General features: G+C 39.8%; 15 protein-coding genes. 1 reads left to right on the top strand and 14 read right to left on the bottom strand.

Going from position 1 to position 20,420, the window contains the following annotated elements; translation table 11 throughout:
- From GMD6S_RS05860 to miaA, 7 genes are all read right to left on the bottom strand, one after another.
- On the bottom strand, positions 1 to 979 hold a 979-nt coding region (locus GMD6S_RS05860), incomplete at its 3' end, for an Ig-like domain-containing protein (RefSeq protein WP_001035132.1).
- 464 nt (positions 980 to 1,443) lie between these two features.
- Positions 1,444 to 8,421, bottom strand: coding sequence for an LPXTG-anchored adhesin/beta-galactosidase BgaA (gene bgaA, locus GMD6S_RS05855; protein WP_000410705.1), 6,978 nt, complete (start codon positions 8,419 to 8,421; stop codon positions 1,444 to 1,446).
- A gap of 251 nt (positions 8,422 to 8,672) precedes the next feature.
- Entirely contained in the window at positions 8,673 to 9,428 is a 756-nt protein-coding gene (locus GMD6S_RS05850; protein WP_001259144.1) for an SDR family NAD(P)-dependent oxidoreductase, read from the bottom strand.
- A 20-nt stretch (positions 9,429 to 9,448) separates the two neighbouring features.
- Positions 9,449 to 10,378: a ribonuclease Z gene (gene rnz, locus GMD6S_RS05845; RefSeq protein WP_000354322.1), complete on the bottom strand. Its 930-nt coding sequence runs from the start codon at positions 10,376 to 10,378 to the stop codon at positions 9,449 to 9,451.
- A 14-nt stretch (positions 10,379 to 10,392) separates the two neighbouring features.
- Positions 10,393 to 11,016: a hypothetical protein gene (locus GMD6S_RS05840; protein ID WP_000129676.1), complete on the bottom strand. Its 624-nt coding sequence runs from the start codon at positions 11,014 to 11,016 to the stop codon at positions 10,393 to 10,395.
- Positions 11,009 to 12,247 carry a GTPase HflX gene (gene hflX, locus GMD6S_RS05835; RefSeq protein ID WP_000573181.1) on the bottom strand — a complete coding sequence of 413 codons (1,239 nt, stop codon included), beginning with the start codon at positions 12,245 to 12,247 and terminating at the stop codon, positions 11,009 to 11,011. The genes GMD6S_RS05840 and hflX overlap by 8 nt, the downstream gene beginning before the upstream one ends.
- Positions 12,240 to 13,124, bottom strand: a complete 885-nt coding sequence (gene miaA, locus GMD6S_RS05830; RefSeq protein ID WP_000850175.1) for a tRNA (adenosine(37)-N6)-dimethylallyltransferase MiaA — start codon at positions 13,122 to 13,124, stop codon at positions 12,240 to 12,242. Before miaA ends, hflX begins: the two co-directional genes overlap by 8 nt.
- A 120-nt stretch (positions 13,125 to 13,244) precedes the next feature.
- Here miaA and GMD6S_RS05825 point away from each other — a divergent pair, with 120 nt between their 5' ends.
- Positions 13,245 to 13,415: a DUF3042 family protein gene (locus tag GMD6S_RS05825; protein ID WP_001051782.1), complete on the top strand. Its 171-nt coding sequence runs from the start codon at positions 13,245 to 13,247 to the stop codon at positions 13,413 to 13,415.
- A 422-nt stretch (positions 13,416 to 13,837) separates the two neighbouring features.
- Here the strand turns inward: GMD6S_RS05825 and gggC are convergent, their stop codons facing one another.
- From gggC to GMD6S_RS12220, 7 genes are all read right to left on the bottom strand, one after another.
- Positions 13,838 to 15,382 (bottom strand): streptosactin export ABC transporter GggC, encoded by a 1,545-nt coding sequence (gene gggC, locus GMD6S_RS05820; protein WP_000913380.1) that lies wholly within the window; start codon positions 15,380 to 15,382, stop codon positions 13,838 to 13,840.
- The gene (gene gggB, locus GMD6S_RS05815; RefSeq protein WP_000909921.1) at positions 15,375 to 16,571 is read right to left on the bottom strand and encodes a streptosactin maturase GggB; all 1,197 of its coding nucleotides are present in this window, start codon (positions 16,569 to 16,571) and stop codon (positions 15,375 to 15,377) included. The genes gggC and gggB overlap by 8 nt, the downstream gene beginning before the upstream one ends.
- 67 nt (positions 16,572 to 16,638) lie before the next feature.
- Entirely contained in the window at positions 16,639 to 16,743 is a 105-nt protein-coding gene (gggA, locus tag GMD6S_RS13135) for a streptosactin (protein ID WP_000369345.1), read from the bottom strand.
- Positions 16,744 to 16,794: 51 nt separating this feature from the next.
- A complete protein-coding gene (locus GMD6S_RS05810; protein WP_000787635.1) occupies positions 16,795 to 17,685 on the bottom strand; it encodes a helix-turn-helix domain-containing protein in 891 nt (296 codons plus the stop codon).
- Positions 17,686 to 18,320: 635 nt separating this feature from the next.
- A complete protein-coding gene (locus tag GMD6S_RS05805; RefSeq protein WP_000158622.1) occupies positions 18,321 to 19,160 on the bottom strand; it encodes a thymidylate synthase in 840 nt (279 codons plus the stop codon).
- Between the two features lie 98 nt (positions 19,161 to 19,258).
- Positions 19,259 to 20,218 carry an ROK family glucokinase gene (locus GMD6S_RS05800; RefSeq protein WP_000078594.1) on the bottom strand — a complete coding sequence of 320 codons (960 nt, stop codon included), beginning with the start codon at positions 20,216 to 20,218 and terminating at the stop codon, positions 19,259 to 19,261.
- 125 nt (positions 20,219 to 20,343) lie between these two features.
- Positions 20,344 to 20,420: Ltp family lipoprotein (locus GMD6S_RS12220; protein ID WP_008293223.1), on the bottom strand; the 77-nt coding region annotated here is incomplete at its 5' end.

The following is a 20,420-nucleotide window of genomic DNA, read 5'->3' as shown; positions in this document are numbered from 1 at the left end:
CACCTGCAATCTGGTAGGTACGTGTGCTGGTTGATTGTTCATTCTCACTACCATTGTAGCTCATGTTGGCTACGTTCGTGATTTCCTCACCATCGACTAGATCATAATTCGCTTTAGCTCGATACTCGATCATATAACCAAAACCATTAGTATCTCCTAAAGGAAGGGTGAAACCATCACCATTCGCATTTACCACTAGTTGGTTTTTAAAGGTTTCGGTCATATCCTGAGCATTAGTCCATTTCCAGTCTCCGTTATTCCAACTCCAATCTACTTTGTAAATACGAAAAGTATCTGGTAGGAATGTCATATTTGGAGAAGAGAAAGCATCTTTGATAGTGACATCACTGTAGTTCGCCATATTGCGGTTTACAGTAATGTTATAACGGATTACATTTTTCTCGTCATCCTTGTATTGGAAGGAACTCTTTTCAATTTTAGAGTCGTATTTCCCTGGAGGACCGTTATAACGGATTTTCCCTGCAAATAGAACTCTATGTCCTACAGTAATATTGACATCAACGTCTTTTTCTTCTGAAACAACGTCATGGTCAACTCGGACATAAACAAAGAATTTCCCCCTAACGCCAGAATTATTCTCAACAAACTTTGTGTAAGTTAGAGTAATTGTTTTGCTAGCTGCATCTAAACGACCAGTAGCTACAAGATTGTTAGAAGCATCTCGTAATTCAATGTCTGAAGAGTTTGAAAATGTAATCTCTGATGGCAATTGAAGTGTTGTTGTATCACCTTCATGCACCGTATTATCTGGCAAAACAAAATCTGCAGTAAGACGGAATTCTTGCCAAATATCCAACCCTTGCGTTAAAGCTTCACCAGATCTGTTTTCAACACCAACACTAGTGATCACATCATTATACTCTGTCGCATGTACTTGCGTCAGAGGGGCAAATGATTGGAGAATAACTCCCAAACAAAGAATAAGGATCTGAATCCAAGATCTTATTTTCTTGTTCATTTAATCTTCCTTTCTTATAATATTCAGTTGTAAATGTACAATGTAATAGTAAACTAAATGATTGTCCCCAACTAATTACCATTCTCCTTTTTCAAGCGAAAATTATTAGCCACATTACATCCACATTTTATCATACTATGAAGAAAAAGGCTAGAACTATCAAGCAAATTTTTATAAAAAAAATCCAATTTTTTCTTACAGGTTGAAATCGACTTTTTCACATCCGTATATTAACCGCTTTGTATCTTTTCTTCTCCTATCATCGAAACAAAATCTGGTATATTTTACCGCCATTTTTTAAAAAATAAGTTCATCTCGTTTTCGATACCAGATAGTGTTTTTATCATTTTGGTTATCTGATTTCACAAACGTTAAATTGCTCTTTAGATAATACTTCTACCCATTAAAAAGACCAGGATTCCCTGGTCTTTCTAAGATACATTTAGAAGAAATACTGATTCATTCTAGTCTTCTTTTTTACCTTTAGTGGCCACTAGACCTGCACTCAAGCCAAGAAGAGCTAAACCTGCTGCTAGAGCTGCTTGACTTTCTGCACTTCCTGTATTTGGTAACTGTTCTTCTTGAACATGACTAGCTTCACTTGAAACAATTTCTTTTGTATCTGCTTTTTCTGATACTTGTGGTTTTGTAGATTCTTGAGGTACTGGTTTAGTTGTTTCACTAGCCGTACCAACTTCTACAATGCGATCCTGAGCCACGACTTTATCATAGCTTTCTTTTTCAGTTCGCTTGCCATTTTCAACTTCGATCAAGTGAACACGGATACCTTTTTGACCTTCTTGGAGAACACGAGTTTGACCCACTGGAAGCTGATCATTCTTTTGTTCCTGAACCTTAAAATCAATTGTTTCTTCTTCAACTACAAGTTCTGGTCTGTCGAGGACAAGATTCTTCACTTCGTCTTCTGGAAGAGAAGTTCCTGGTTTAGTACCAACCAAGACGATGCGGTCTGTCGGAGCCTCTACCACTTCACGGAGTTTTTCTTCCTTACTTCCACTAGGATTAACCGCCGTGAAGATCCGTTCCTTACCAACTTTTCCTTCTTGTTCTACACGAGTTTCACCTAGATACAGGGTTGAATCCTTTTTCTCAACTGTCTTATAGGCCAAATCTTTTTCAACAAATTCGAGTTTTGGAAGTTCTTCTTGTACAGCAGCAACAGTCTTCTCAGAAACTGGTTTTTCCTTAGTCAAGTGGATGCGGTATTCCTTGACTTGTTTTCCACTTTCTGAAACAAGGCGAACAAGTACTGGAAGGCTATCGTCTCCGCTATCTACAACTGTTGAAGCTACTTGATTACTTTCTTCGACTGAGACTTTTGGACGTTGACCTTTATAGGTGATTTGGTAGTCTTGACGATCTTCAGCGAAGTCAGGAAGTTCTTTTCCATCTACAAGAATTTTTGATTGGGTACTTTCTTGAGGCAATTCACTCGGAGCAAGGAAGGTCATCTCAATTATCGCAACACCCTTCTTATCCGCTTTGCGTTCCATACGCCATCTCATGGCTTTGGCTTTGACAGCTTTAAAGGTAACGTTAATTTCATCACCGGCTTCAATGTCTTTATCCGCACGATAAGGAACAGCTTCCCAATTTTCTGGATTGTTGAATGGATGGTCTGTGTCGTAGGCTTGGTAGTTTGAATAGTAGGTTGGCACTTCAAACTCTGGACCGACATAGCGTTCTAAAACGAGTTTAGATGGTGCATCCGTACCACTATCTGCAAAGAAATGAAGTTTGGCTTGCGCTACAGTCCGTTCTACAATCTTACCATTTTCACGGAAGATCACACCTGCTGATACTTCTGGATTAGAAGATGGTGTTGGAGACCAGTTTGTCCAACGACGATTTTCTGAATGATTTCCGTCATTGAGATAGTCCACACGGTCATGGGAGTTTCTATCAATGTCGTTAGTGGCTGAAGCAAAGGCGCGGTTACTATTTTCATCATACTCTGGGTTATTTGAAAGAGCTTCGCCAAGTTTGTCTGTCACTCGTACAGTGAACTCAGCAACAAGATCACTACCAAGGACACGACCTCGAACGGTAAATTGACCTGCTTTTGTCAGCTTTTCTGCTGGAACTTCTTCCCATTCTACTGCCAAGTCTTTTGTTTCGTAATCGTCTTTACCTGTGAAATAAACAGGAACCTTAGTTGGCAATTCAAGCGGTTGCCCTACTTGTAGCAAGCGAGCTTGTTTGACCGCGGCAACTGGTTTACGAGAGAGCAAGTCTTTATTGCTTGTAAAGTGTAGACGGTATTCTCCTAGGATATCACCATTTTCAGCCTTCGCGATAACACGAACTGGCTCACCTTCACGAACACTTGGAACGACGGTGGCGAGACCATTGTTGCTAACACTTGCTGTTACTGCAGGAACTTTTCCATCTACAGACTCAAGGTAGTAGTCTGTCAAATCTGGGTTAAAGTTTGCTAAGTCTTTACCGTCAACTTGGATTCTTGTTTGTCCTTGTTTAGCTGCCGCAACTTGTTTCGCAAAAATTTGTACTTCTGTGATAGACGTTCCTTTCTTGCTATCAAGTCGAACCATACGAATGCGAACCGCATAGGTCTCAACTTTATCAAAGCTGAAATGATTCATTTCTCCAGCTTTTAATTGAGCTGGTGCTTTGAGATTGCTTACCTCTTTCCAGTTTGCAGGATCATTAAAGGCATGGTTTTCCTCACCTACAAAGCTAGGGTTTTTAGGGGCTGTTGGAACGGTCTTCCCGACATAATATTCAATCACATAAGACTTCGGTACGCCAACTCCGTGGTCTTCGTGGAATCCGACACTTAGATTATCAACTGAACGTTTGCTCAAAATACCTGAATCTCCGAATAGGACACCAACTGAAGCTTCTGGATTACTACGGTTCCAGTTTGTCCAACGGTTAGCTGGGCGGTCATTAAAGGAAATCAATTTATCGTTGACGTTTGAAACAGGATCAGTTGGATTTGAGTCTGAAGCAAAGGCAAGTGGCAATTCTGATCCGGTCCATTGGTCAGAAATGTTTGCACCTTTCTCAGTTTGAGCAGATACGCGAACATGAAGTTTAGTTGTTAATTGCGTACCTTCTAGGCGACCATTAACTGTAAAGACACCTTCCTTGGCGTATTGCTCTGTACGAATCGCATCCCAAGTAACCTTAGCTGATGAAACGTGGCCATTTGAATCGTAGGTACGAACGCTTTCTGGTAATTGTGGTGCTTCTGCGATTGGAGTTGTCACACTGACTTCTTCAACTGAAACGATGCCTTCTACAGATACTTTAGCACGCGCTTCAAGATCAAGACCTTCAACTTTACCTAGAACTTCAAAGGTTTGATAGTGGTCTAGTTTTTCTTTTGGAATAGCTTGCCAAATGACTTTATGAGTTTTAGGGAAACCTTTGTCATACTCAACAGTTACTGTTGTTGGAAGAGTAGGTTCTTGATGCAAGTCTGTCACTACATTTACTGGACGGATAGATTGCGCAACCTTCGTCTCAGTATTGGCTTGGATAGTGAGTTCAACTTGGCCTTTAGCTCCCTCATATTCCGCTTTCAGAGTGACTGCTCCTGGCTTATGTAACTCAAGCATTCCTTTACGAACTGCGACTTCCCCTTCACCACTTGTAGAGAAGGTAACTTTATCCGCTGGTAGAACTGCCTGTGTTCCGTCTTGATAGTGAGCGAGTACAGACAATTTCACTGTTTGGTCTTCTTTAAGAGCGTTAGCTTGCTCTACTTGTAGGCTCAAGTGGTCAATTTTTGGTGCTTCTTCGAGGAATTGAATTGCATAGGTTTGAAGAGGGCCACCATCTTTTGGTTGAACATAGATACTTGCACGCATGCCGTTTGCTGCACTTGCTTGGACTACAGTAACATCCGCATTTTCAGCACTTGCTGTGACTTTTGGCAACTCAGCTCCATAAGCAAGTGTGCGGTATTGCATTGGATTTTGAGTAGTAAGACCAGTGACAGCTTCATCACCAACCGTTACAGTTGGTACTACAGGTGCTGCAACATCACCATCTTCTACTATAAGGGTAGCGTGAATAATCTCACCACCTAGTTGGCCAGTCATTTGAATACGTGATCCTGCAACTGACAGTTTAGCTTTATCTGTTTCCGCAATCTCCCACTTATCAACTTCGTATTCTTGAACGCTTCCATCCGTAACAGCAATAGAAACGTATTTGTCAACAGCGCTCAAGTCTGTTCCTGGAGCAACACGCTTAACAGTTGGAAGCTCATTTGCAATTGCTAGAATTTCGACACGGGCCTCAACTTCGCGTCCGTCTGCCATACCTTTAACAGTCACAACTCCTGCTTGGCTCACATCAACTGAAGACCAAGTCACTGGACGTTTTTCACGACTGCCATCACTGTAGATAAAAGCGACGGTCTTCGGCATTTTTGGAATTTGGGCAATGACTGTACGAACTTTTGGCACCTCTGTTCCGAGAACAGTCTTTTCTTGATCTTCTTTCTTGCCAGTAAAGACGGTTACTTGATCAGATTTCAAGAGATCGGAGTGGGCAGTTAGCGTGAATTTACCTGCTTGTTCAGTTGATTTGACAATGGCAACCCCTTTACCGTTAAAGGCTCTGCGGATCCAAGAACCATCTGCTTGTGCCTTATAACGTTCACGGCTGGCTTGTTCCCCATTATCGACACCGACCAGTTGACCTTGTCCATGCAATTGGAAACGAACCAAATTATTGGCAGTTGGTACCACATTTCCTTCACTGTCTACGATTTCGTAGTAGATGTAGGTCAAGTCTTTTCCATCGGCTGCGATTGCGTGTTCTTCCTTGACGAGGCGAACACCTGCTGGTTGGCCTGCAGTCGTGATCTTATCACGTGCAATTTCGTTTCCAGCTTCATCGCGAGCTACAGCTTCCAAGGTACCTGGTTGGTACGCAACCTTCCACTCAAGATAGAGTTCCTTAGCATTGGCACCTTCTTGGTAGGTACGGCCATCACTGGTTTGTTTTTTGTTGAACTTCTTAACTCCAAGAGATTGACCATTTAAGAACAATTCTACACTTGCAGCGTTTGAGTAAGCCCGAACTGGGATTTTTCCGTCTGAATCTTCAACTTTCGATGCCAATTCTCTATTTTCCCAGTTCCAGTGAGGAAGAAGGTGTACCATCGGTTTCTTCTTGGCAGAAACCCATTGGCTTTGGTAGAGATAAAAGTCATGTTTTGGAATACCTGCTGTATCTACGATACCAAAGTAAGAGCTCTTAACGGGAGTTTGGTTTTGGTTGTGCCATGGTGTAGGTTCACCGATATAGTCCGTACCTGTCCAGATAAACTGTCCAGCATAGCCAGCGTTGTCACGGTCAAAGATCCATGAATCTGTTGCCGTTTTACCCCAGCCAACTCGGTCATTACCATAGTCAGACTGTTCGTAATGACGCTCAGGTCCGTTACTATGTTTCAATTCCTGTTCAGGGCGATAGTAACTTCCACGTGTACGGGTAGCTGAAGATGTTTCAGAACCGTAAATCAACCAGTTTGGATGTTTCGCACGAAGTTTCTTGTAGTTGTCTTCTGAATAGTTGAAACCAACTGCATCCAGTTCATTAGCAATTTTCTCATGATCACCACTACCATCACCAAAGCGGAACTTATCTGCTCCCATGGTAACATAACGTGTAGTATCAACATCTTTAATCACTTTTACTAAGCGTTTAACCGTTGCTAGAGAATGAGGTTTACCATCGGCTTCACCGATTTCGTTTCCGATAGACCACATGAAGACAGCTGGGTTGTTTTTATCTCTTTCGACCATGGTACGAAGATCATAGTCAGACCATTTTTCACCTTTTCTAGCTTCTGGGTGAGTAGCGTCTTTTTCAAAGAAACGTCCGTAGTCATAAGGTTTCTTACCACCATACCAAGTATCAAAGGCCTCTTCCTGAACCAGCAAACCAAGCTCTGCTGCAATCTGCAATGTCTGTGGACTTGCAGGGTTATGAGTTGTACGGATGGCATTAACACCCATCTCCTTCATTTGTTTGAGACGACGGTATTCTGCCTTATAGTTTTCTTCTGCTCCAAGCGCTCCGTGGTCATGGTGCAAGGAAACACCATGGAATTTAATGCGTTCACCATTCAAAGAGAAACCTTCATTTGGAGTCCAATGATAGTAACGGTAACCAAACAGATCCTTCTTAGCATCCACCAATTGACCATCACGGTAAACACGCGTAATCAATTCGTACAAGGCTGGTTTGTCATTTAAAACTGTCCAGAGTTTTGGTTGTTCAACTTCTAAAATCGCATCAAGACTTGTTGATTCATGTGCTTTCAAGGTACGGCTCGCTGTACGAACCAAACCTGTTACAGCCTGACCACCACGTTCAACGATTTGATACTCTGCTACAAGTTCATGGTCTTTATCGTCTGTATTAACGATTTTGCTGGTCACATGCGTTTCAACCTTGCCATGTTGCTGTTGTTCTAGCTTTGGTGTTAAGATGGTTGTCCCATTTTTCTCAACATGAACCTTATCTGTCATTTGCAAGGTCACATCACGGTAGATACCGCTACCTGAATACCAACGGCTACTTGGTTGTTTGTTAATTGCATGGACAGCAATCACATTCTCACGACCATCTTTGTGGAGGTATTTGGTAATATCGTATGAGAACTGGTTATAACCGTTTGGATAATGTCCCACTAACTGGCCATTGACAAAGACTTGAGAATCCATGTAGACACCATCAAAGGTCAAACGAACATTCTTCTTGAGATCTTTTTCATCAAGTTTAAAAGTCTTACGATACCAAGCTTCACCACCATTGAGCTGTCCACCTTCGTTTTGGGCAGGTGACTGATGGTCAAAATCGTTAAAGATACTCCAGTCGTGTGGGAGATCCAATTTTTGCCATGTTGATACATCTGCATCTGATTTCACAGCTTCTTTAGGATTCGCATTGAGTTTAAAGTGCCAATTTTGATTAAAATTCACTTTTCTATCTTCAATCATTTGATTCACTTCTTCATTTGTCGCAGCTTTCAAATCTTCCTTGACAGGCTTTTCTTGACTTGAAGCTTGAGATTCTACCTTTGGAGCTGTTTCTTCAGGCTTTAGAGATGCTTTCTCCTCTTTTGGAGCTACAGGTTCCTCTTCTTTCACCTCTGGTTTGCTTGCTTCAATTGGAGTGGCTTGACTTTGATCGACACTTGCAGCATCCTTGTGCTCTGCTACAGCTTGATTTTCTTTTTCCTCCACTGCCGGACTTTCCTCTTTTGCTTGTTCCACAGTGTGAGTAATCGGAGTTTCATCTGCGAAAACTGGTGATTCTCCAATGACACTTCCTCCAAATAGAACCGCACAGGTTCCAATCATGACAGAGCAAGCGCCTACGGCAAACTTACGAATGCTGTAGACTCTTTTACGATTCCAATGGCCTTTTTCCATAAAATCCTCCTTTAGTAACCGCTTCCATTTCATTGTAAGCGTATTACTTTTCCATAGTCTTTTACCCTTATTTTATAAAATAATATAGGAAATTTCAATACCCTAAACACAAAAAATCATATTTTTGATTGTTTTTTCTAAAATTTGTAGAAAATTCATTAAATGTGAATATAGATTTAGAACAAAAAACAAACAAATTTTTGACACTCAGTTAAATAGTATAAAAAAGTTCCTTTTGTAAGGAACTCCTTTTACTTATAATTAAAGATCCCCCCAGCCAACTTATCAGCCAGCTTGGGAAAAAGGATATAAAACTTATGGGCTAGGTTCAACAAAACTGGGAGATTGAGTTCCCGTTTGTTTTTTCCTATGATTTTGACAATCTTTCTAGCGACTGCATCTGGTTCTAAGAGAAAACGGTCAACCGACTTGAGGTAGGTCCCATCTGGGTCTGCCTGGTCAAAAAAGGCAGTACGAATCGGTCCTGGATTGACTGTTGTCACATAGATTCCATAGGGCATCAGTTCGAGACGCAGAGCGTTTGAAAATCCAATAGCTGCAAACTTGGTCGCTGAGTAGAGACTGGACTTGCTAGTCGCTATCAAACCTGCCATGCTGACGATATTGATGATATGGCCTTTTCGACTTTCCTTCATGCGCTCCGCAAAGCGACGAGACAGATTCATCAGGGCAAAGGTATTGACCTCAAACATCTGGTGAATGTCTTGATCAGAGATCTTGTTGAAATCTTCAAAAATTCCATAGCCAGCATTGTTAATCAAGACATCAATCTTGCCATAACGGAGATAGAGGTCAGCTACTAGTGCTTCCAGGGCTGAGTCATCAGTAATATCGATTTCAATTAATTCCACATGAGGATGATTTCCATATAGTTGGGCTAGTTTTTCCTTGTTTCTACCTAGCAAGATGAGTTGGTCATTTGGCAAGAGTTTGACCATTTCTTGGGCTAAGCCACCGCTTGCTCCAGTGATGATGATGGTGCGCATACTTATCCTTTCTCAATCTTCTAAATTTCCACTTCTTCCAAGTCTTTGACCACATGGACATTTTCAAAAACAGTTGCCGCATCTTTCTTGAGCTGACTGATATCTTTTGAGAGGAAACGAGCACTGATATGATTGAGCAAGAGGCGTTTAGCACCGGCTTCTGCTGCTACTTGTGCTGCCTGCATATTGGTTGAGTGACCGTGGTTGCGGGCAATTTTTTCATCTCCCTTGCCATAAGTCGACTCATGGACAAGGACATCAGCGTTAACAGCTAGACGCACACTGGCATTAGCTTTTCGGGTGTCACCCAGAATAGTAATAATCTTACCAGGTCGTGGTGCTGAGATATAGTCTGCTGCCTTGATTTCAGTTCCGTCTTCTAGAACAACGTCCTGACCGTTTTTGATTTTTCCAAAAAGCGGGCCAAATGGAACACCAGCAGCCTTAAGTCTTTCAGCATCCAAGGTACCTTCTAAGTCCTTTTGCATGACACGATAGCCAACACAGAAAATAGTGTGGTCCAGCTCCTCTGCATACACCGTGAATTTATCGGTTTCAAGGATTTTCCCTAGAGAATCTTGGTCAAACTCATGGAAATGAATGCGGTAAGGCAGACGAGAACCGGACACACGAAGGCTGGTTAAGACAAATGACTTAATCCCTTGAGGTCCATAAATGTCCAAATCTGTCTGCTCTTCATTGGCCTGAAAGGCACGACTAGAAAGGAATCCTGGCAAGCCAAAGATATGATCTCCATGCAGGTGAGTGATAAAGATTTTGCTGACCTTACGTGGTCGAATCGTGGTTTCCAGAATACGATTTTGCGTTCCTTCTCCACAGTCAAAAAGCCAGACTTCGTTAATCTCGTCCAAGAGTTTCAGGGCGAGACTTGAGACGTTACGGGCTTTAGAGGGCTGACCAGCCCCTGTTCCTAAAAATTGAATATCCATTCGATACTTTCTAATTAATCAATATATAACATGGCTGTGCGATTTTCCGATCGGAAATAGCGCTTTCCAGAAAAAGCAGCAGCTTCTTGCAATAAATCCTCTTGGCTGTAGCCCTTTAGACGTTTGCGACCATCAGCCAAACTTTCCAAATCCGTCAAAGCTGTGAGATTTTCTACACTAATAACTTCCTCATCTCCGACAGCTTTCATGTAAATCTTGCCAGACTCTTCAAAGACGAGTTGATGGGGGAAAATTTGCGCAATTTCAAAGAGCAAGTCAGCTGTGATTACTTCCTCAGCTTCTGAGAAAATCCGCCCCAGTCCCTCACTCTCATAGCAAAATCCAAAAGATTTACCCGACAGGTTCAGACGAATAAAAGGCTTATTTTCAAAGGTGAAACTTGGTTCAACATTGTAGAGATTCAGTTCATGACTGAGTTCTACAAAGTAATCTGTCGCAGCCTGAGGACTCTTTTTCTGGTAGAGTTCAGCAAAGTAGGCATTGACTACACTCGGAGGAGGTGTGACGAGAGCTAACTGCTCCTGCTCTGTTTTGCCAGCTAGAAGCTGATCCAGATAGACCTTATCCAGACTTGTATAACCTCCATACTTTAGAGCCAACATTTTAATATCAGTCATAAAATTCCTCTAACCTCCATTTATTTTTCTCGGAAATGTAGCCTGTAATCACTTCTCCATCATCTTGGTAGTCACGATCCTCCAGAATCGCTACACTTTCCAAATCATGAATCTTGTAAGACTTAGAAAAAGGCACGCGCAGGGTAAAGACTTCAAAAATATCCTTGATCTTCTCCAAAAACAATGCTTGCAAGTTCTCACGACTATCCTCAGACTTGGCAGAAATGAGGGCATACGGCGTTTGAGTAGGCGTGAAATCCTCCACCAAATCCGCTTTATTGTAAAGGGTCAGTCGAGGAATATCCTCCATATCCAAGTCTTTCATGATAGACAGAACCGTTTTTTCATGCTCCTCGTGGTAAGGATTGCTGGCATCAATGACATGCACCAGAAGGTCCACATGCTTGCTTTCTTCCAAGGTTGACTTGAAACTGGACACCAATTCAGTCGGCAAATCTTGGATAAACCCAACCGTATCAGTCAAGGTAACCTGAAGATTGCCCCCCAGATGGATACTCTTAGTTGTCGCATCCAGGGTCGCAAAGAGCTCGTCAGCCTCATACTGGGTCTTGCTGGTCAAGGTGTTCATGATGGTTGATTTCCCAGCATTGGTGTAGCCAATCAAACCAATCTTAAAGGTACTCGACTCCAGACGTTTTTCTCTAACTGTTGCCCGATTTTTCTCTACCACCTTGAGCTGGCGCTCGATATCTGTGATTTGATTACGAACACTACGACGATTCAATTCCAGCTGGCTTTCACCTGGACCACGGGAACCAATTCCCCCTGCCTGACGGCTGAGCATAATCCCCTGACCAACCAAGCGAGGCAAGAGATACTTGAGCTGAGCCAAATGAACTTGGAGTTTTCCTTCATGGCTTCGAGCCCGCATGGCAAAGATATCCAGAATCAACTGCATACGGTCTATGACCTTGACACCGAGAACTTCTTCTAGATTGACATTTTGCCGTGGAGTTAAGCGGTTATTGACAATGACTGTGGTAATTTCTTCTGCATCCACCATCCGCGCAATCTCTTCCAACTTACCAGAGCCAACAAAAGTTTTGGAATCATATTTTTCACGTTTTTGCCTGTAACTACCTACTACGACTGCTCCAGCAGTCTTAGCCAGACTGGCCAATTCTTCCATGGAGAGGTCAAAATTGTCCATGCCCTGCAATTCCACACCGATGAGTAGGACACGTTCCTCTTTTTTCTCCGTTTCAATCATTTAAAAACTCCTCAATCTGGCTTAAAATGCGGTTTTGAACTCCAGGCTCTCCTATCTGATAAAAGGTCACCTGCATGCGATTACGGAACCAGGTCAACTGACGCTTAGCAAAACGGCGGGTTGCCTGTTTGAGACTATCGCTGGCTTCCTCAAGAGTTTGCTCCCCACGGAAATAAGGAAAGAGTTCCTTGTAGCCAATGCCTTTGGCTGCCTGCACATCTGGATAATGGTCAAAGAGCCACTTAGCCTCATCCAAAAGTCCAGCCTCAAACATCAGATCTACTCGACGGTTGATACGTTCATAAAGCTGACTGCGTTCATCATCCAAGCAGATAATCAAAGCTTCATAAGGACTTTCCTGATTTTTCAAATCCTTACCAAAATGGGCAATTTCCAAGGCACGCATGGCACGACGACGGTTAAACTGGGGAATTTCAAGGCCTGCTTGCTTCACGAGATGGACTAATTCCTCATCTGAATAAGGCTCTAAACTAGCTCGATAGGCTAATATCTCCTCATGAGGTGTCTCTCCACCTAGATGGTAGCCTTCCAGCAAGCTCTGAATATAAAGCCCAGTTCCACCAGCTATAATGGCTAGCTTGCCACGGCTTTGAATATCCTCAATAGCCTTCTTAGCTTCTGAAACAAAATCAAAAGCCGAGTAAGACTCGGTCACCTCTCTGACATCAATCAAATGATGAGGAACAGCAGCTTGCTCCTCTGGGCTAGCCTTGGCCGTCCCAATATCTAGCCTTCTGTATACTTGCTGACTGTCACCACTAACCACCTCTCCACCAAAGCGCTTGGCCACTTCAATAGCAAGGGCTGTCTTCCCAACAGCAGTCGGTCCAACAATCACAATTATTTTTGTTTTCATCTTTTTTCCTTGAAAAATTTCCATTTTTTCGTTACTATTATTATATCACAAAAAGTTCAGTCAGAAAAATGCTACCACTTAAGGAGCCTGGCTGATCGGAAAGATAAAGGAGGAAGACTCATGGCTAAAGGATTCGCTAAAGGTCTTGTAACAGGTGTCGCAGGAACTGTCGCTGCCGTTGCAGGTGCAGTATACGCAATTAAAAAGAAAGTGATTGAGCCAGAAGAGCAAAAAGCAGCTTTCATCGAAGAAAACCGTAAAAAAGCAGCTCGCCGTCGCGTATCACATTAAGCAACAAAAGAAGTTGGGGATAAACTTAATTTGAGGAGAATGCCCAATAAATATTTCCACAATAAAACACATAGTATCAGGTATTCAAAAAACTGATACTATGTGTTTTTTGATTTCGACGACTTTTAACCCATACTTTATAATTAAAAAGTAGAAATCGAATTGATAAATAAAGTATGAATCTATATTACGAAAGTTAGACAGAAAATTTCATGATTGAGGTGTAAATTAAATATGTTTGCTACTATTCTTTACTTATATTATTCATAAAAAGGCAATATTGAATCTATTAAATTTACAATATCAGATTTTGTAATAACGTATATATACACAATGATGTTAACTGTCATCCAAATGCAAACAATTCGCGTACTAATAATTTTACAAATGAACGAGACATACTTTCCTCTTTTTATTGATTGTCACTGAGACAAATTAATTACTTTGTCGTATTGTGCAAGTGTCTCCTCATCATAATGGTGGATTACCTCAACCAAGGTTTGTGGAAGGGTTAATAAGATATTTGAAATTTGTTTTGAATTCACTTTATCAAGATTGGCTTTAACCTCGTCTGCCAAAATCAGATCACTATTATGATACAAACTGCGAGCGATTTCTATACGTTGCTTTTCCCCACCAGAAAGATGATTTCCATAAAGAAGATGTCCCTTTAAAAATTCTAGATTTACTCGATTAAGAATCAGGTCCATCTTTATATTATCCATCGACTCTCCAAGGGTAATATTCTCCTCAAGTGATAAACCATCAAAAATATAGGAATCTTGTAAAATATAAGAAGCTGATTTGGCAACTTGCTCTTGATTTAAGATCTGACCAGCATAAGTCACCTTCCCCAAATCTGGAGATAGTTGCCCATAGATGAGGTTAAGTAAGGTTGACTTACCACAACCACTTGCACCTATTAGAGCAATTTTTTCTCCTTTTTTAATTTCAAATGATAGATTTTCAAAAAGTATATTATCTTCAAAACTTAAACTGACGCAATCAACTAAGATAGGAAAAAGTGATGTTGAAGACAGGTCATCTGTTTGTATAATCGCATCTTGAAGTAGAAAATCATAACGATTCCTAAGCTGCTTGCTTGATTTATAGGTATTGATAAAATATGACAATTCATTGAATTGATAGCCTATGTTATGAGATACTAGATAAATTGCAACAAAACTAGCTCCTGACAAATAATTATAATAAGTCATTATACCACCGATAATGATGGGAACTACCGAACAAAATGCGTCAATACTATTAATGAGAATATTATTAATCGTACGTTGTTGTTCATAACGAATGTCCTGATCAATTCTCTTCGACAAGGCTCTTCTGAAAAGAGAATAGAAGAAATCCATAGCACCGTAATTTTTAATCACACTCTCTCCACCAATGATATTCGTTGTCTGAGACAAGTACTCCTGATTCGACGTCGCTTTTTCCTCAGAAATAAGGGCTAATTTTTTACTACCTATACCACTACAGAGTGCAGGCATAGAGTAAAAAAAGATAAATATCCAGCCCAACCAAAAATTTGTTGTCAATGCATATACAATGGAAACTATTGTAAAACCAACTGAGGAAATAATAATGACTGCTGGTTCGAGATAAGACGTTTCTAATTGTTTGACATCGTTTTCAAGATTGGATAGGATATCCTCTTTTTTACTATTTTTATTATATAGAAAATGCTCAAACAATTTATATTTCATGATCCAAGTGAAATCTGCTACTAACTTGGCATAATAATACCTTTTCCCAGCCAATCCAATAAGAATAAATAAATTACCAATTATACCTACAGTAAGGGCTATCCATAAATCATCCAGAATCTTCTTCTCAAAACTGGCTATAATCATCGATACCAAGGTTGGTGTGATGATAGCCTCTAACCACGTAATAGCAATGAAAATAAAATAGAGCACCAAATGTTTTTTTGTGATGAACTTTTTAAGCATATCTAATGAACCTTTCAAAATTGTTAACTAATTTTGTTAAACGCTCTTTATCCTTACTCAATTCAATAATTTTATAAATACAGTATTCCATTAAATCTTGTTTTTTACACTCAATAAATTTTCCTTCTTCAGAAATAATTGATGAATAGCCATCAATCATATTTGCGACACATTCCATGCACATTCCTCTACACCAACAATCTTTACACTTAGAAAAGTTATCCTTATTATTGAATTGTGTAACTTTATCACTGCTATGGGTCCCCCAAAATCTAAAGCAAGATTTAGTTGATCCATCAACATCAAATGTTATTGTTGTTTCTGGATCAATATCATCACAAAACGATTCTATCTTACTTTTAAAAATCATTGAAAGTAGCACATCATAAACAATCGGGCTAATGTAGTTTTTAACATTATTATTGATAATATCTTCGAATGACTGATCGATAAATGTTTTTCTATTTTCTTCAGTCATTTCCATTTCTTTAACTATTAGAATTTTATTTTTGCTAAATACATTATTGATATTAAATCTAACACCCATATCAGTAAAATATCTATAGATATCCCCTTTTTGAAATCCAAGTATTTGATGCATCCGCGTGTAAGTAGAAGCGACTTCAAAATTTTCGTAATCTATTTCTTTTAAATACTGAATAAAATTCAATGTTCGTCTATGACTTCCCTTGCCTCTTAACTTATCGTGAATCAATTGTGGGCCATCAAGGCTAACTGTTAAAAAAGGATGATAATTGTTAATCATCATTTCAACTTTCTTATTTAGGATGGTACCATTTGTCACAGTTTCAATTTTTTGAATCTCAATATTTTTAGATAGCTTTTCAATAATATAAACAAACAAATCAATATTTAAAAACGGCTCGCCTCCAAAAAGGATTAATCTCTTTATACATTGAATTCTGCGAGAGACTAGCTGATCAATAATTTTATCTGCTGTATCAATATTCATCAGTTGATTCATCATTCCGTAATTACCACCATCAGCATAGCAGTATGTACATGAAAGATTACAGTTATTTGAAATATTGATTACTACTTTTTTTAAAATATTATAATCGTTTTCTTTTTTGATATTATTATTCAAATCATCTATTGAAGTTGATAAAGTAAAGGTTTCAGAATTAAAATAAAGAGTATCGGATTCTGTAATAAATGCTTTTAACATAATTATTCCCCCTATATAACATAGAGAGGGAATAAAAATCCCTCTCACAATAAAAATAAGATAGTCGTTACCGACCTCCACCACAAGAATGACTAGGGCCGCAATCATGAATAACATAGGCTGATTTATTGGCTAGTAATTCTTCCAAATCGATAATTTTGAGATTATCCATTTTATTGTCCTCCTTTATTTGATGATATGATTATATCATTCAATAGTTCAGTCAAAATTTCTTTCCCATATCTGCTTGACGACTGTCCTCCCCTAAAACTTTTTTTAAATGTCCTTCATAAATCTTTGCTAAGTGGTTACTGCCTGCTAATTTTATTGCTCCAATACATTTTTCCATTTCAATAATTGCAATCTTATTTCCGTTTTTTTGATAGCGATAAAGGTTTTGAGCATAGAGAAAAATGAGTCTTTCATAAATTTCTGTCTCGATAAAAAAGCATTGTTTCAATTGTTTTTCAAAATACAAAGCATCCATAAACTTTTTCTTTTCAATACAGGTAATATAAGCATTAAGCAACATGGTTGAAATCAGGCGTCGATTAATAGGAATTTCTTTATAAAAATCTGATCGTCTAGACATTTCTCTTGCTAAAACCATAAAAACATCATGTTTTAGAACATCCAAAGTATTCATGAAAATCAACAATTCATAATATCCCCAATATTCAACACCAAATAGATAATCGGTTAAATCATCCAAATCTGTTTCATTATAGTATTTTTCTCCCGATAAATCCTGAAGGCGAATTTTAACTAAAATGGTATTTATATGATGAAATTTCTCTCGTTTTCCTTCATTTTCCATTTGAGATATCAACAATCTCTTCATCCCTTCAATGTCGCGAGTCGTTACACATTTCCTAACCTGAGCTAATAGTTCATTTAGTTCATCACGATGAAAATCATGAACGGCATACATAAATTCATCAATTGGCATGTTAATTTCATTTAGAATATGTATAAACTTTGAAATGGTTAAATCCGTTTCTCCTTTTTCGAAACGTGAAAGCTGAGATGTTGATATACCAGCCTTCGTGAGATCCTTTAACCGCAATCCTCTTGATTCTCTAAACTTTTTAAAAATTTCTCCAAAATTTTTCATTCTGAACCTCCATCACGCATATATGGGAATATATTTTATTCACCCCAATAATAACATATAATAAAAAAAACAAAAGTGAGGATTACACATGAAAAAACAAAAAATATTACCACTCCTACTCTTTTTACTAGAAGGAATTATTATTATCGGAGTTGGATAATCTTAATTTCTAAGGAGAGTTTTGCCTAGACTGCTCAGCGATAAGTACTGCTGAGCGCAGGCTTATAGTTTGGAGGCAGGTAATGTACGTAACAGTCAGGTATTGCCTGCCCTCTTTAGCTAGATAGAAAACATCAAACTTTCTTACATTATCGCGAATTCCAGTTACAAAACTCCCATTAAACTTAAGTTCTTACTGAATTAAGACATCACTCCTATCTCTCCTTACACTCGTCCTAGCAGACAGAAGGATATGCTTAGTCCGAAAAAGTTTAACTATAGTCAGCACAATGACTCCTATACCTGTCTTAAAAAGGCTTTTCGCTAGACCACTACAGTTGACGAAAAGCCTGCTTTTGCAGATTATAAATTTGAACTTTATCCTCATAAATTACAACATAAGAAAACACCTCATAAGTTAGATTTTTCTGTCTAACTTATGAGGTGTTAGTCATAGAAGGATATTTACATTTTTCTTAAATAGCCAAATCAAACTTCAGCTGTGGCTTAACCGGATCATAGTCAACCAACTCAAAGTCCTCGGCTTTGATGTCAAAGAAATTAGTCTTATCTGGTACATTCAAGACCAAACGTGGTTGGCAGTTTGACGACTCACGACGGAGCAATTCCTCTGCTTGTTCAAACTGATTATCATAGATATGAAGGTTGTTGATAAAATAGAAAAACTTCCCAACCTTCCATCCGAAATGCTTGGCAATCATCATTTGAAGAGCCACATACTGCATAGCATTGATGTGGTGGGCCACCAGCATATCATTCGAACGCTGGGTCAAGGTCGCATCCAGATAGATGTCCCCATCAACCCGACGGACATCAAACATGGTCTGAAAGGCGCATGGAAGAAGACCATCTGTCTCCTCAAAAGCTTGGTAATCCCAGAGTGAGATGATATTGCGACGATTCCAAGGGTTGGCTTCCAACTGTTTAAGTATCTTATTGATGATGTCGTGTTTCTTAACGACTGCCCCATAGCGTTCACCGATGGTTCCCGTATCTCCCACTTCCCAGTCATTCCAGTAGTGAACATTGTACTTGTCATTGAGAACATCTAAGCTATTAGACTGATCTTGGTAGATCCAGAGTACTTCCTTGATGGCGGATTTGATCGCAATGGGACGCAAGGTTGTGATGGGAAATTCCCCCATAGCCAAGTCATACTCGGCAAAGGCACCCGTTACGTACTTGGAGTTGGCTACGGTCCCATCCTTATACTTGGGACGTGCCTGCTCAGAAAAGACACCGTCTTTGAGGATTCGTTCAATATTCTCTTTAAAAATCGTATCAGCTTTTGTCATTTACTCTCACCTCATTTATTGTCCTAACTAGTATAGCATAAAAAAAGAAAGGAGGAAAATCACTGGCTTTAAAGTAGTGTTTTTCTCCTTTTATGATCTTATTGCAATACAAGTGATGCTGCCCCGATAACTCCAGCGTCATTTCCTAGAGTTGCAAGAGCCAATTTAGTTGTTGTGCGTACTTGTGGGAAGGTGTTTTCGTCATAAACCTTTTGAACACCTTGTAGAAGAAATTCTCCCGCTGCTGATACTCCACCTCCGATAACGATTGTTGAAGGGTTGAGGATTGAGCCGATATTAGCACACGCAATACCCAAGTAACGTGAGAAGTTACGGTAAACGATCAAGGCGAGGTCGTCCCCTTCTTTTGCAAGGTCAAAGACAGTTTTAGCAGTTACTTCTTCTCCGTCATCAATCAAGCGTTTCAAAGCTGCATCGCCTTCGTATTCATCTGCATAACGACGAGTCAAGTTGACAATCCCTGTTGCAGAAGCAACTGTCTCAAGACAGCCTTTTTTACCACAGGTACATGCGATTGGTTGGTCAAAGTCAACAGTGATGTGGCCAAGCTCACCTGCTGCACCAGCAACACCGTGAAGCAATTTGCCTTCTGCCACGATACCACCACCAACACCTGTACCCAGTGTCATAAAGACAACGTCAGGTTGATTATCACCAGCCCCCATCCAGCGCTCACCAAGAGCAGCTACGTTGGCATCATTATCGATGAAGAATGGAATGCCCAAGGCTTTTTCAATCTTTTCTTTAATCGGTTGAAGGGTTTTCCAGTTGAGGTTGTATGCACCGATAACAGTCCCTTTTTCACGGTCAACCACACCCGGTGATCCCATTCCAATACCTCGGAAATCCGTAGCTGACAATCCAAGCAAGTCCAAACGATGCTGAATAGACTCAATCATATTATCTACGATATGGCTTCCCTCATCCAAAATATTGGTCTTAATAGACCATTTTTCTTGGATTTCTCCTTCTTGAGTTAAAATTGCGAACTTAACAGATGTCCCACCAAGGTCAATCCCAATAATCTTTTGACTCATCGTCTTCTCCTTTTTAATTGAAAATGCTTACAGATATAGTATAACAAAATCATTAGATTTGTGCAAAGGTTTGCAGGCTACAAGCCAAAATTAAAACATCTCATTTGCTTCACTATTTGTAAAAATTAGTCACCTAAATGTTGAATTGCATAGTTTGCTTCTTCTTTTGTAAATTTTCCAACATAAGAAGAAGTTAGCCACT

It is taken from the genome of Streptococcus sp. GMD6S (genome assembly GCF_000297015.1).
The sequence above is the reverse complement of the archived record's forward strand: the minus strand, read 5'-3'. Positions and strand labels throughout refer to the sequence as shown.

What these genes read in the sequence shown, in the direction of transcription:
- bgaA (WP_000410705.1), bottom strand. Translation starts at nt 8,421, where the DNA reads ATGGAAAAAGGCCATTGGAATCGTAAAAGAGTCTACAGCATTCGTAAG.
- GMD6S_RS05850 (WP_001259144.1), bottom strand. Translation starts at nt 9,428, where the DNA reads ATGCGCACCATCATCATCACTGGAGCAAGCGGTGGCTTAGCCCAAGAA.
- rnz (WP_000354322.1), bottom strand. Translation starts at nt 10,378, where the DNA reads ATGGATATTCAATTTTTAGGAACAGGGGCTGGTCAGCCCTCTAAAGCC.
- GMD6S_RS05840 (WP_000129676.1), bottom strand. Translation starts at nt 11,016, where the DNA reads ATGACTGATATTAAAATGTTGGCTCTAAAGTATGGAGGTTATACAAGT.
- hflX (WP_000573181.1), bottom strand. Translation starts at nt 12,247, where the DNA reads ATGATTGAAACGGAGAAAAAAGAGGAACGTGTCCTACTCATCGGTGTG.
- miaA (WP_000850175.1), bottom strand. Translation starts at nt 13,124, where the DNA reads ATGAAAACAAAAATAATTGTGATTGTTGGACCGACTGCTGTTGGGAAG.
- GMD6S_RS05825 (WP_001051782.1), top strand. Translation starts at nt 13,245, where the DNA reads ATGGCTAAAGGATTCGCTAAAGGTCTTGTAACAGGTGTCGCAGGAACT.
- gggC (WP_000913380.1), bottom strand. Translation starts at nt 15,382, where the DNA reads ATGCTTAAAAAGTTCATCACAAAAAAACATTTGGTGCTCTATTTTATT.
- gggB (WP_000909921.1), bottom strand. Translation starts at nt 16,571, where the DNA reads ATGTTAAAAGCATTTATTACAGAATCCGATACTCTTTATTTTAATTCT.
- gggA (WP_000369345.1), bottom strand. Translation starts at nt 16,743, where the DNA reads ATGGATAATCTCAAAATTATCGATTTGGAAGAATTACTAGCCAATAAA.
- GMD6S_RS05810 (WP_000787635.1), bottom strand. Translation starts at nt 17,685, where the DNA reads ATGAAAAATTTTGGAGAAATTTTTAAAAAGTTTAGAGAATCAAGAGGA.
- GMD6S_RS05805 (WP_000158622.1), bottom strand. Translation starts at nt 19,160, where the DNA reads ATGACAAAAGCTGATACGATTTTTAAAGAGAATATTGAACGAATCCTC.
- GMD6S_RS05800 (WP_000078594.1), bottom strand. Translation starts at nt 20,218, where the DNA reads ATGAGTCAAAAGATTATTGGGATTGACCTTGGTGGGACATCTGTTAAG.